The sequence below is a fragment of the Flavobacterium fontis genome (assembly GCF_900129405.1).
In the GTDB taxonomy this organism is placed as follows: domain Bacteria; phylum Bacteroidota; class Bacteroidia; order Flavobacteriales; family Flavobacteriaceae; genus Flavobacterium; species Flavobacterium fontis.
Window position 1 is genome coordinate 14,192 of record NZ_FQVQ01000002.1, and the last position, 14,973, is coordinate 29,164.

General features: G+C 44.1%; 3 protein-coding genes. All 3 read right to left on the bottom strand.

All coding sequences use genetic code 11. The features are described 5' to 3' along the window. Positions 1 to 40 precede the first annotated feature (40 nt). The 3 genes from BUC17_RS02330 to BUC17_RS02340 all read right to left on the bottom strand — a co-directional run bounded on the left by BUC17_RS02330 (position 41) and on the right by BUC17_RS02340 (position 14,782). A complete protein-coding gene (locus BUC17_RS02330; RefSeq protein WP_073361219.1) occupies positions 41 to 5,854 on the bottom strand; it encodes a choice-of-anchor J domain-containing protein in 5,814 nt (1,937 codons plus the stop codon). Between the two features lie 199 nt (positions 5,855 to 6,053). After that, positions 6,054 to 9,764: a hypothetical protein gene (locus BUC17_RS02335; RefSeq protein WP_073361221.1), complete on the bottom strand. Its 3,711-nt coding sequence runs from the start codon at positions 9,762 to 9,764 to the stop codon at positions 6,054 to 6,056. Between the two features lie 353 nt (positions 9,765 to 10,117). Then, positions 10,118 to 14,782: a glycine-rich domain-containing protein gene (locus BUC17_RS02340; RefSeq protein WP_073361223.1), complete on the bottom strand. Its 4,665-nt coding sequence runs from the start codon at positions 14,780 to 14,782 to the stop codon at positions 10,118 to 10,120. Positions 14,783 to 14,973 lie beyond the last annotated feature (191 nt).

Sequence of the window (14,973 nt, forward strand, 5' to 3'; positions counted from 1 at the left end):
AAAAAAAAGCGCCTACCGAGGTAAACGCTTTATTTTGAAGTTATTTCACATATTTTCGCATCACTTTTCGACCGTCGGTGGTCGTAATTTCAAAGAGCAATACTTGTTGCGGTATCGCAAATTGGAAGGTCAAGGAAGTAGCTCCCTCCCCTATGCGCGTCTCTAACAAAGCGCCGCGCACATCATAGACTTTCACGAGTGCCAGCTGTTCCTTTTGTGCCGCTACGGTAATCGTTTCCGGAGTAGTGTGATACAACACTATTGAACTTTCAGAATCAAAATCGGTAGTATTCAAAGCACTTGTTCGGTATACTATCACAAAACGATCGTCAAAAGTACCCGCCACCGAACGGAATTGATAAGGTCCTTGTTTTAAATCATGAAGGACTTCTAAATATTTATCACGCAAGAATATATCCTGAGCCGTAAATAAACCATCGAAGGCCGACAAACGAATGGTGTAATCCTCTGAAGTGGCAGCTGTAAATCCTAACGAAACTTGATCGGCCTCCTCAAAAGGCATTGGGCGTCCTTGGATGGATAGTTTTTGGTTTCCTGGCAAAACCGAATACAAAGCTACGGGCAAGCCTACATTTAGGTAATCACTATCAAAACCACGGTCAATACCCAAGGTAGCTTGGGGTGCATAACCGATTAAGGCTTGCTTGTAGGCGCCTGTGGTATTGGTGACTTCCAACCAGTAACGATGTGCTGTGGTGGGGTTTGTTGCTGGAGCCTGTGCCATACGGAAAAACTGATTGTTATCGCCCACTATACGCATGGAATTATTAAAAAGTACATTCCCCGAACTTAAGGCTTTCATAAAGAATCCTTGCCCCGCAGCAATTTTCCCGTTGGGAATTGACGTATTGACCCCAGGATTGACCGCTGCACTGGTCCCTGTTCCCCCCAAATAATTGTATATCGCATAATCATTATTGGTATACCCATTATTGGCCATGGGGGTATTGTGCGTCCAAAAATAGAGCGTTCCATCCATAACACCCACATTAGAGGGATGCGACAATAAAGCATCGGCACTAATAGCGCTTGGATAGGGATTCCCGATAAGATTATAATTGGTCGTTGAATTTAATACTGGCACATTAAATACTCCATTATTAGGCACCCCCACAAAATTACTGTTAAATACTGTTGGAACAGTAGCCGAAAAATTGTTGGGCGCCCGTATAATGTAACCCACTCCGGGTGTCATTACGGTGGTATTGGCCACATTGACCCAATTCACTAAGGTTGGGTTGTAGATAAAAAATTTATCGGAAAGGGTTTGTGGACTGAAAACATTTAACACTTGCGCGGCAACGGGTGAAGACCAATAAGTGAAATCGAATTTGCGCATAGGTGTTGTAGTGCGACGATAACTAATATTTCCACCATTGATAGCCGTATCGGAAAGTTGTACCAAACTTGCCGTATCCATAAAAGTTAACGACCCTCCAGCCACGACAACATTATTGGTAACTACCAAAGAATGGCCGGCACTAAAAACAATAGTACCTGAATTGACCCGAACGGAGCATGCCGTAATATTTCCAGTTGATGTAAAATTACCTGCAAAAATGGCTCGTACATTGGCATTGGGTACTCCATTACTCCAAGCAGTTCCATTCCAAGTAGTCACAGGTAAGGCCACTGAAACAATATTGGAAAAAGAAGCGGTACATGGACTACTCTGGACGACCACACGATAATACTTTATGGGATTAATAACTCCCATTTGCGCGGGCGTTAAGGTATTGGTCGTATTGGTAATGGTAGCAATATTGACGGTAAAGGCAGGATCATCGGCGGATTCCCAACGAATGATATTACCCACATTTCCAGTGAGGACTAAATTATCAGGGGTTGCCGAAGAACAGACCAACTGACTACTACCTAAGACGCCAGGATTGGTCGCTGGTGCCACGGTAATCGTGCTGGTGCCTACGCGTACACAACCGTTGGACCCCGTTAGAGTAGCGCTATAAGTGATAGTTGAAAGGGGTTTAGTATACACCACACTGGCGGGTGTTCCTGAAACATAAGGAATCGTTGCCGCAGGATCGGAGAACAAAAAGGTTGTAGGCTCCCAAGTTAGCGCCGCCGCCAAACTACCGTTAATAGATACTGAATCAATGGCCCAACAATACCCCCAATTGGACTCGTAATTGAATCGAACCTGTAAATTCGTCATCCCCAAAAAGGCACCCAAGGACAAGCTAACATTGTTAAATGATGTAGGTCCTCCTTGAGAAGCTAAATACGACTGTATCGTTGTCCATGTAGCACCACCATCAGGAGAAACTTGTACCCAAAAACGGTCACCGGAAATAAAACGAATGTAATGTGCAAATTGTAGCTGCGCTGTGGTATACCCGGCTAAACTAAATACGGGAGAAGTAAGCGTTGTTCGGGTGACAGAACCTGCCTCCGTACTTTGTGAATCCGAATTAGCCAAATAAAACTGGGTTCCCGTAGGAGAATTAAACGTAACATTCCAACCAAAGGCATTGATATAATTATAACCACTTGGCCGTATCGTAAATTGAGAATTGAGTGGTGTCCCTCCCGTTGATGTATTGGCTACAACCCAGTTATTGGTAGGGCCGTCAAACCCCTCAAACAATACAACTGACGGGGTGGCTAAACTTGTACTCCCCAAAAGAGGCACGATACTATTCTCACAAACGGTAGGATTTACAGGGAGAATAGCTACGGTTGGCGGAGCAGTTCTCACGTTTATTGTGATGCTAGTTAAATTCCCACATAAACTCCCACCTGTTTGATTGGCGACCAAAGTATACGTAGTCGTTACGGTGGGATTGAAGGTATATCCAGCAACGGCAGAACCCGAAACACCGGTATTGGGTGTCCATGTAAAGGTATTGTAAGCTCCTGCCCCACTCACAGTAACAACAGCTGTAGTTTCGCCCTCACATATCGTCAAGGCACTTTGGCTCAACGTCAAGGCAGGGGGTGCCGTAATGGACAAGGTCACGGGAACGCGCGGGGATAAACATTGGGTGGTAAATCGCCAATTATAGGCGGCTAAATAAAAATTAGGATCGACACTGTTTCCATCCAATGTGGCCACAGCGTTGGTATAAGGATAAGCTGAATTGGTGGTATTCATTCGCAACCCTGAAGCTGGAAGTGTTTCAAAAAACAGATTATACATACCAGGATCTAGAGGAATGTTAATTGGAATAGCTTGAAGCGTATTGCCTCCTGAAACGGCAGTTGTGTAATTGATGGTTGCTAAAGGAATATTTGTATTTGTTCGCACAATGATACGCCCGGTTTGTCCCGAAACCATGGGAAAAATATCGACAGAAAGCAACGTAGTGATGGAATTAACAGAAAAATCGATTTGCCCCACAGTAGTTTGCACACTGCGCACTCCCAATTGGGCAATAGGTGAAGTAGGACCCAATTTAGCAATAGCCCCTAAAGAACGTGCCTCGGCATAATAGGTAAGATTCGTCGAAGTATTTGGAGTGGTAAAGGTATTTCCTGTACCAATGATTGCCCCATTCACGGGAGTATCATACCATCGAATCGTCGCCCCTGCTGAAGGGGTTGCCGTTAACGTTCCGTTTCCAAAACCACATCGAGTCACAGGAATCGTAGACGTTACGGTTGGCGTGGAACATTCGGTATTGAAGGTCTCTTCGGCAGTCCATACACTTTTATCGGTTGGACCACAATTGCCTCGAACCCAAATCCAATAAAAGGTACTTGGAATCAATCCCGTTAAATTTAAAGTAGTAACACCAGGCCCGACAGAACCCGTAGGGGTTGTAGCCGCTGTAGGAGGCGTTGCTGTGGTGGACAAAAAGTATTCATATCCACCAGAGGGGGCAGTGGTCGAAGCCGTCCATTCAATAGAAGCGGTCGTCGAACCAATAGCGCCTACGGCAAGGTTCGTAGGGTCAATACAAGAAGGCGATAAAGTAACACTGATATCGTCTAATGCTAAGTAGGATTGATTGGCAATACTTGACCCGCGGAATCCGAGGTAATACACCCCTGAAGTCGCTGGAACGAAATCGATAGTTACGGTTTCAAAAAAACTATTATTGATTCCATTTAAGTTGATCAAATTGTTGGTCATCCCAGCCACTGTTTGAGAAGTTCCGTAGAAAACGGTCAAATTTTCGGTGGTGGCCGCAACGGCTCCTGTATTGTATCGAAAAATCAAACGATAGGAAACTCCACCTGTTAAATTCAACCCAGGTCCCATCAACCAATCGTTCATATCAACGGTGGCATTACGGTTGATAAAAACGGAACGTGGTGCCGAGGAAAAAGTTGTGGCTTGCACATTCCAAGTTTGGGTGTCACCGTTATTATTTAAAGCCACAAAACAATTGGGAAGTGCATTAATGGCAGTGGTATCAAAATTTTGGAGGTAAGGAATGGTATAAAATCCACAAGTAGTGGTTAACGAAATTGTCCCACTATTTAAAATACAACCTGGACCATTGGCACGAACCCGATAAAAATAGGTGGTAAAAGGCAACAAACCGGTCACATTAAGACTTGTTGTTCCAGCGGGTACATTAAAATTATTGTAAGCGGGTAAAATGGCAGTAAACGTATTATTGGTCGAAACATCCACCGAATAACTCGTGGCCCCAGCTACCGCATTCCAGTTGGCTACAAAATCATTCCCTCCTACGGCTGTAGCTGCGGTAGCAACAGCAGTGGTAAAACACGTGGTAGCATTGGCATACAACGGGGAAGACAAATTATAAAACGGAGCACCCAAACATTTTTCATTAAAAGGAATTACCCAATAGTGATAGGTCGTCCCTGGTGCTAATCCCGTTTGGTTAAACGTTGTCAAATTGGAGTTGGCAATCACCGTAAAGCCACTTACAACCGTTCCTACAGGATAAAAAACGCGATTGACAAATTGAGCTGAAGTGGGCGGTGTAGCCGACAAACTTCTCACAATCAAATAACGAGAGGGAGCTGGCGTTGGTGCCGTAAAACTGTTCCCCACAAAAGAAGTACTTGTTATACCCGTTCCTCCTAAAATCAATCCCGTCGGTAAAGCCGAAGGAATGGCGCAGGGTGGATTTTGAGTAAAAACAAATTGCAATCCAAAATTGGGGTACGCCGATGGGTTGGTAAAAAGGGTTGAGCTATTGGCAAATCCTTGGGTGGTAGCCCCCGCATTTCCCCACAACTGCGAACTCCCTTGAACACGGTTAAACACATTCCCTTGGACTATATTGTTATCAAATCCACGAAGACCTACTTGTACATTATAGGAGGTTGTGGTTAAGGAAGTATCACAATTTCCGTAAGCAAACGTAATCGTATGCGTCGTTTCGGATAGCCGTATTTGAAAATCAAAGTCCCCAGGAAGGGTTACCGTGCCGCTTTTTCGGTTGGCATTGGTCCATTGTATTACAAAAGTACGGTTGGGCGCCGTACCCTCAATGCCATATTCAATGGGCGAACCATTCGATATCCAATCTCCCCCCATGGGCGCTATTGCACCTCCCGTATTTCCTGTGTTGTAAGCTACTGCACTACTCAGCGGAATAAAATTAGTTCCCAAAGGTGCATTAACCCCCAAAGTGATAAACCCATTGGGACTAATAAAACACTGCGTGAAATCGGTGCCGTCATAATTAAAGGTGAACCCAATGGGCACTTGAAGGGCAGTGTTGTTATCCCAAGGCGCGGCAAAGGCAGTAGTACCTCCAGTTAGCGGAGTGTAGCCCACAATATTTTGAGCGAAATTGTAGGAGTTAACCTGGGCTTGCAAACGTGCTGAATCAAGCAATAACCCGCCAAAAATCAATATTACTACAATGAAATACCGAAAAAATTTATCCATAGCTTTTTCAAAATCGACCCTTCTTAATCCCTTGAAATACAAAGCGCTAAGTCAATTAGAAATCTAAAGTAATGCATATTTTTTTAACAAAATAAGCTATTCGATTAACGCTTAAAAACCTCGACAAAATGCAATAAAGCCCGCTTAAGCAGGCTTTATTTTTATTTTTAACATGATATTATTTACAAAATAAACCGACTTAATTTCCTAATTTTTTAACCCATTTCTGACCGTTGGCAAAAACACCTTTGACAATCAAAATTGCATTCGTAGGCAAATGATTAACAGTGTGTTGAAACCCTTCTACAGTTCCTGATGCATGTAATTTACGGCCGTTCAAATCAAAAACTTCCACCGACTGCAAAGCCTCTTCTTGGGATTGAATCATTAACTGACCTTTGTTCAACTGTACTTTCACGCCGGGCGTATCGGTGATTGTTGGGGTATTCAATAAGGTTTGGTACTGAATTTCAAAACGGTTAGCAAAACTTCCGAGAGCCGTGGTAAACGTATAACCACCCTCATTCAATAAATGCATTGCACCCGTTTCATTATCTTTCAAATACACCGCTGTATCGGCTTCAAACACTCCTTCAATACCATCTAATGCAATCGTGTAAGAACCTGCAGCTTCTACTGTGTACGACAAGGGCACTACATCGGTAGGCATAAATGGAGCCTGACGTCCTTGAATCGCAAAGCCTTCACTTCCAATAGTTGAGCTCAACAAAATAGTTCCATCAGCAATTTGCTTGGCATCAATTTCGGTATCCAATCCATTCGTAGCTTCTGCAAAATACCCCACCATGATTTGAGAAAAAGCACCATTGGTATTGGTCATTTTCAACCAGTAACGGTCATTAGACACGCTCTGCGTCGCATTTTCACCTGCTCTAAACATTTGATTCGCATTGTTCAAAATACGCATATCGTTATTGAACACCACTTCAGTAGCATTTTCGCGAGCTTCTACAATAAATCCTTGTCCTACTTGAATAACCCCGTTAGGATTCACCCCTTCCCCATTGGAAGAATGTCCGAATTTAGAAATCGCCCAGTACGAATTGTGAGGAGCTCCGTTGGTTTTTCTCCAAAAATAAACCGTACCGCGGATGTTATTTTGATTCGCATCCAAAAACTTCTCCAAGCTAATGGTTGATGGATATGGATTTCCAATCATATTAAAGCGTTTTGTTGGGTCGGCCGAATTGGTCAAAGGCATCGAAATGGTTCCATTGTGAGGTACGCCTACAAATTGTCCGTTCCAAATTGTAGCCCAGGTAGGATGATTGTTGGGAACACGAATTAAATACCCTCGAGCTCGTTCCATCGTCACTGAAGCTGGAGCCGTAATCGAATTGAAGAAGTTGGTGGTTGTGTTGTAACTGTAAAAACGCGACGTTGGAGAAACCGATGTCAAAGGAGAAAACCCTAATAAGTTTTGTCCAGTTACAGGTGCCGACCACATAATATAATCCAAACGTTTTAAAGCACTACTTCTACGACGAACGGTAATGGGAGTTGCATTGGTCACCGCATTGATTTGTACCAAGTTGGCATTGCTTTCTACGATGAAATTGGTAGCCGCCGTAGTTGAAATTTGATTTGTAACGGTAAGATTTCTTCCGGCTCTCACGGTCAACACGCCTGTACCACTTACCACTACATTATACGCAGTACCATTCGTAGCAATAATTTCAGCCGTTTTAGCCGTGCCAATGCTCACTTTACAATACGCGTTTGGCACTACATTTTCAGCCCAGTTTCCAGGTACATTCCATAGCGTGTTGATTGCGCCTGTCCAATTGCTGTTTCCTAAAACCTCGATTGATTCTTCAGAAGGTGTACCACAATCGCCTGTGATTTGAACATAATATTTTCCTGGACCCATATTGGGCAACACAGCACCTGTTCCTAAAAAGTCGCCATTCCCATTGGGCGCTGAATACCAAGAGGCATTGGCATTGGTTCCTGTTAAGCCATTGACACGCAAAGTGGTGGTTTGATTGGCTAACAAATCATTGGCATCAGCCGTGACACTAGTATAATTTACGGGTTCGATTACTACTACAGTAACTTCAGCGGTAGAAGAACATCCAAAACTATTGGTCGCTGTTACCGTGTAGGTTGTGGTTACCGATGGGGTCAATCCTGTTGGATTTTTAACATTTGAAGTAAACCCTGCCGGATTCGAAGTCCATGCATAGGTAGCTTCTGGAGCACTGCTTAACGTTCCATTGATTACAACATTATCAATCGCCCAATACCAATCCCATGAAGCATCATATTTGAAACGAATGGCCAAATTAGACTGATTTAAATACGCATTTAGATTGAGCGTAGCAGTTGTAAAATTATTGGCAGCGCCTTGTGTTGAAGAATAGGTCACCAAATCAACCCAATTTCCGTTGGTAAAAATTTGAACTACCGCTGCTTCTGTTCCGTTAAAACGATAATAGTGTTGAAAAGATAAGGTAGCCGCAGCTAATCCAACAGTTGAAAACGTTGGGGATTGTAATGTAGTCGCAGTGATACTGCCTACACCTTGAGCATCGCTGTCTGATAAATAGAATTGGGAATTATCGGGCGAGGTAAACACATCAAATGTATTGTCATAGCCGCTAGAACGTAAGGTCCATGCCGCAAGTGCTGGATTTCCTAATGTACTTGTATTGGTAGTTGTCCAGTTGTTGGTCGCACTGTTAAAATTTTCATTCAATACCGTAACCGACGTTGAAGAATTCGAGTTGGCAGAGGCAATCAAATTAACCGACTGACCCAAACATAACGGATTGGGAACACTAGCCACAGCCGTAACTTGGGTAGGTGAAGGATTGATTCGAATCGTTCCAGTCGCTACAACTGAAGAACATCCTCCGATAAGTGGAATACTATAGTTGAACGTTCCCGCTACGGTAGGTGTTCCACTGATGGTAATTGTGTTTGAACTCCAAGTTGCCGTTACACCAGCGGGTAAACCTGTAGCCGTACCGATTCCAGTTGCTCCTTGTGTGCTGTGGGTGATAGAAGGCATTGTGGCATTTAAACATAGGGTTGGTGAACTAGAAGCGCTTCCTACGGTAAAGGGAGCCGCTCTTCGCAACACCAACAAGATGGAGGAACTACGATCAGAACCCGATAAAGTTACAGTTCCATCTCCTGTTGCACCTGATAAAACACAAGCATTCCATGCCGCTCCCACTGAAGCATCATCAGTAAGGGTGGTATTGTGATCAAAAAGTTCTGTGCGTGAATTCGACCAATTGCTGAATGTACGGTCATTATTTATCATAGAAATCATCAATACCGCTGCATTGGCTGATGAAACCGTAGTTCCAGTGGCTGTTGGAGTCGCTGAATTTTGATTGTTGAATGTTCCAGGAACTACGTCAAAAGGACCTCCAGCGGTTCCATTAGGGCGAAGCGCATTGGTGGCAACCCCTGAGAAAGCCACGATACTTCCGATGGCCATATCCGCTCTATCGTTGGGCATGGCAAAAGAAAAGTTTGCCCCTTCGGTGCCATCGGCAATACGATATAAAATAGTTCCAAACCAAGCATTATCGCCATTAGCCGTTCCATCCGAACGTACCAATCCACTGGATACTAAAATCCAACCCGAGGCGGTATTGGCCGATAATCCTCCATTATCATTATCGGTTTCATTTTGAACAATCGTAGCAATCAAAACATCACCCGCTACTACGCCTGCAGGTCTTGCAATGGATAACGTTCTGTTGGAACCCGACAAGTTGGAGGCATTGGTGGTAGCAGTACCACGTTGTGCAATTTGCCCCCATGAAATCGAAACACAAAACAGCAAGGCCAAAAGTAAAAAGGCTTGCTTCAAAAAGCGTGTGTTTGTAAATGCAGGGCGAAAAATTTGATTTTGGGTAATCATTGTTTTCATGATGTGTAGGTTTTTTTATTTGTAAATTGGTGTTACAAAATTGATGTGTATTCCTACATTTTGAAAAACAAATCGATTAGTTGCCCTAAAAATCGTTGAAGTTTACTTTTTTACAAATTGAATGCTTTTTGTAGGTTTTTTCTGTTTTTTCATCGATAACACGCTTCCGATAAACGGTATCATTTTTCAGATAAAAGAGTAAAATCAAACTATTCAATACGAGTGTTTACCTCAAAAAACGCCAAGAAGCAACCAAAATAAAATTAACTATCAATTTTGGATTCGTATTTCAACACTAATCACCATAAAAAACCACCTCGTGGAGGTGGTTTGTTATATCATTTACAAAAGTATTACAAGGTTTTCTTTGCGCCTACTTTTCCATCGGTAGTGGTTACCTGAACAATAAACACTTGATCGGGCTGATTGACAGGTAGTGTTACCGTGGTAGCATTTACAGCATCCATGGTCATAACTATGCGACCGCGTAAATCAAATACTGTTACTTTTTGAAGCGTCTGACTTGCTTGTACAGTAATCGATGTATTGTTTCTGACCACCTCGAAACCGGTAGCCTCCAAGGTAGGATTCTCGTTAGATAATGCATTTTGATACACCAATTCCAAACGATTAGAGAACGTACCCGGTTGGGTATTGAAGGTAAACGGTCCCTGATTTAAGTCGTGGTAAGTACCGTCACTCAAATCCCGAATATAAATAGGTTGCGTTCCTCCTGTAAACAAACCATCTACGCGATCGATCGCAATGGTGTGCTGTCCTGCGGTTGTCGCTTTGTAAGTAAGTGGCACTACATCGGCTGCATCAAAAGGAACGGGACGACCGTTTACAATATAATTAGTGCCGTTGATTTGTGTCATCAAACCTAAGTTTCCATCGTTAAAATACTTACTATCGGTGGCATCCAAGTCCAATGAGCCATCGGTAAAATATCCGACAACCGTTTGGGCAAAATCAACACCACGAGTAATGTTCAACCAAATACGGTTTTTCTCAATTGATGTCGAACGGAACATTTGATTGGCATTGTTGGCTACGCGTTGCGTATTGTTGAATGCCATCGAAGTTGCATTTCCTTTGGCTTCAACAAAGAATCCTTGCCCCACTTGAATAACGCCATTGGGATTTTCAGTAAAGGCTTCCCCATTGTCAACGTAGGTTTCTGTAGCCATGTTCCAAGTACAATACGTAGGACTGTTGGCATTGTTCGTTTTACGCCAGAAATAGAGCGTTGATTCTAAAGCACTGCTGTTCTCCGCAAAGAAAGTATTGATATCTAACGTTGACGGATAAGGATTACTCACCAAATTAAAACGCTGTCCTGGACCAACATTATTTAGAGTAACGGTTTTCGTTCCGTTATTAGGCACTCCTGTAAACACTCCAGTCCAAGTGGCTGGCGCTGTAGGATGATTGAATGGCAAACGAATCAAATACCCACGTCCGGTTTGCATGATATGTGTAGCATAATCGGAAACATTGTTGTATAAGTTGGTTGTCGTATTATACCCGTAGAAGCGAATCGTAGGGTTAACTGAAGTCAATGGTGAAAAGGCAAATAAGTTCTGTGACGCAACAGGGGATCCCCACAAGATATAATCCAAACGAATCAACGGGTTAGTCGTACGACGTACCACAATATTCCCTACGTTCACCGCAGCAGGATCTTCTTGCAATAAATTGGCATTGCTGTTTAAGGTGAAGGTCGAACCTGTTGCTACTTCGAGAGCACCAAACAAAGATACATTGAATCCAGAATTCACGGTAACCACCGCATTATTGCTGACAAACATGCGACAAGCTTGTAAGTTAGCAGCTACGGTTAAATTCCCAGTGACAAAGGCCGCTGTCGTAGCATTGGGAGCTCCATTACTCCAAGCAGTACCATTCCATGTGGTCGTTGCCACAGTAATTGTTGCGCTTTCTGAAAGCGGTATATCAACACAGCCCCCTAGGGTAATCGTTTGTAAAACCAACGTTTGACTAGCTTGAGCTCCACTCACCGAAACGGTTAGGGTGCCTCCTGTTAACACGCCCGTTTGTGTCGCGCCACCATTGAGGGTATAAGCAACAGTAGCTCCAGCTGTTCCATTAATCACAAAACTAGCATCGTATCCATAACACACTGAGGATACAGGGGCAATAGTAGCCGTAGGTTGGGGAGTTACTGTCATTGAAATACTATTCGAAGTCGCTGGTGACCCTGTCAAACAAGGGGTAGCATTCGAAGTCATCACCACCGTAACCACATCGTTATTGGTCAATGAAGACGAAGTAAACGTTGCACTATTCGTTCCTACAGGGTTTCCGTTCACACGCCATTGGTAGGCCGGTGACGTTCCGCCGTTGGTAGGCGTAGCGGTAAACGTTACTGAAGTTCCTGCACAAATCGTCGTAGCCGAAGCCGCAATGCTTACCGATGCATTCAAAATCGGATTCACAGACATCGTGATACTATTTGAAGTCGCTGGCGAACCTGCTAAACAGGGTGCTGCATTCGAAGTCATTACCACGGTAACCACATCGTTATTGGTCAACGAAGACGAAGTAAACGTTGCACTATTGGTTCCTACAGGGTTTCCGTTCACACGCCATTGGTAAGCAGGTGTCGTTCCGCCGTTGGTAGGCGTTGCGGTAAACGTTACTGAAGTTCCTGCACAAATCGTCGTAGCCGAAGCCGCAATGCTTACCGATGCATTCAAAATCGGATTCACAGTCATCGTGATACTATTTGAAGTCGCTGGCGAACCTGCTAAACAGGGTGCTGCATTCGAAGTCATTACCACGGTAACCACATCGTTATTGGTCAACGAAGATGAAGTAAACGTTGCACTATTGGTTCCTACAGGGTTTCCGTTCACGCGCCATTGGTAGGCCGGTGTTGTTCCTCCGTTTGTAGGCGTAGCGGTAAACGTTACTGAAGTTCCTGCACAAATCGTCGTAGCCGAAGCCGCAATACTTACCGATGCATTCAATATCGGATTCACAGTCATCGTGATACTATTCGAAGTCGCTGGATTTCCTGTAACACAAGTCAACGAAGACGTTAACACTACCGATACCACATCGTTGTTGGCCAATGTTGTCGTTGTAAACGTTGCACTATTCGTTCCTACAGGGTTTCCATTCACACGCCATTGGTAAGCAGGTGTCGTACCTCCGTTGGTAGGCGTAGCGGTAAAGGTTACTGAAGTACCCGCACAAATCGTTGTGGCCGAAGCCGCAATACTTACTGAAACGGGTACGGGATTATTTACTACAACTGTGGTTGAAGCCGTAGCGGAACATCCAAAATTATTGGTTGCTGTTACCGTATACGTTGTTGTAACCGCAGGGGTAACATTCGTTGGATTTTTTAAATTGGAGGTAAACCCAGGAGGATTTGATGTCCAAGCATAGGTAGCATCAGGTACAGTTGCCAATGTCCCCGCAACGGTTACATTATCTACGGCCCAATACCAACCCCAAGGGGAATCAAACTTAAAACGGATAAACACAGTGGGCTGATTCAAATACGCACTCATATTGGCTGTTACCTGAGTAAAATTGTTTGCGGCACCTTGCGTTGAAGTGTAGGGGCCTGCCAATGTAGCCCAGTTAGAGCCATCAGTAGACGCTTCCACTACGGCTACCTGCCCTGTAAAATGACGATTGTAGTGGAAAAAAGTTAAAGTAGCGGCTGATAATCCAACGGTACTGAATGAAGGCGATCGTAAAATAGTCGCCGTGGTACTTCCGCTACCTTGCGCATCACTATCAGAAAGATAGAATTGCGTATTATCATTGCTATCAAACACATCATTGGTATTGTCATAACCATCGGGACGTAATGTCCAAGCGGCATTCGCTGGCGTACCTCCTGTACTATTATTGATGGTCGTCCAGTTGTTGGTCGCCCCATTGAAATTCTGACTTAATAACGTAACTGCTGTACTGGAGTTTGATGTAGCCGAAGCAATCAAATTAACTGCCGTTCCTAAACATACACTAGAAGAACTTGCTACTGCACTAACGGCAGTTGGAATAGGATTCACGACAATTCGACCGGTAACCACGCTTGAGGTACAACTTCCCGTAGGAGTAACGGTGTAAGTAAAGGTTCCTGTGGCCGTAGGTGTTCCTGAAATGACAATGGCCCCATCGGTATAGGTTCCTGTCACACCCGCAGGTAATCCTGCAAAAGTAGCACCATAAGCGCCCGAGCATGTATAAGTGATATTGGTAATTGGAGATCCAAGACATACGTTTTGGTTGTCTGTTCCCGCAGCTGAAGTCAGCACATTAGAACATGTCCACGTGACAATAATTTGCCCACGAGCTCCTGCGCCACCGGTAACATTTCCGTTATTTCCTGAGCGAACGCCACCACCGCCGCCTCCAGGTATTGACCCAGCAGTTCCAGCCGTACCGTTATTGGTACTTCCATTCCCTCCATTGCCACCACCTGTGGGAGCCGTTGCTCCATTTTGATTTGTAGCCGTTACACCCGCATTGTCTGGACCGGCAGAAGAACCTCCCCCACCACCATTATTACCATTTGAACCATTAGCCCCTGCCCCGCCGTTGCGTGTAACATCACCCACCGAAGCTGCTGCAGTACCACCTGTTGCACCATTGGTATTATTGTTAGCTACCGAATTACCTCCTTTAGCCATCACCGTGGTGGCATTATTGAAAAAGGTATCACCACCAGGAGAGGCATTCGTACTTCCCGTGCCCACTTGCACATTATAATTTGTGCGAGGAGTAACGGTCAGCGCATTACGACGAGCATAAGCACCTCCCCCGCCGCCACCGGTTTCATTCCCGCTTGATACGGTTGTCCCTCCACGGCCACCACCGCCCCAACATTCTACGCGAAGTGAGGTAATCCCGTCAGGAGTTTGGAAGGTTCCCGTAGTGGTAATCGTTTGGGTTTGAGCAAATGCTGTAAATCCAAAGCCTGTAAATAAGGAAAGTAAGACAAATCGAATCCAAGTGAGCGTGTACTGTTTTTTCATGTTGTTTTTTAATTATTAGATCTAGCGCTTTTTTTGCAAAGGTAACTCCCGTTTTTTCGTCGACACTATTCATGCGTTCAACGATTAAAAAACTCGTTCAATGGACAAATTTGAAAAATATTTTGTATTTCATCGGCTTTTTTATACACTTTATCGATTTTTTGTTTTCGATGAAAATACATAAAAATCCG

Coding starts and splice junctions, on each gene's coding strand:
- BUC17_RS02340 (WP_073361223.1), bottom strand. CDS start 14,782: ATGAAAAAACAGTACACGCTCACTTGGATTCGATTTGTCTTACTTTCC.
- BUC17_RS02330 (WP_073361219.1), bottom strand. CDS start 5,854: ATGGATAAATTTTTTCGGTATTTCATTGTAGTAATATTGATTTTTGGC.
- BUC17_RS02335 (WP_073361221.1), bottom strand. CDS start 9,764: ATGAAAACAATGATTACCCAAAATCAAATTTTTCGCCCTGCATTTACA.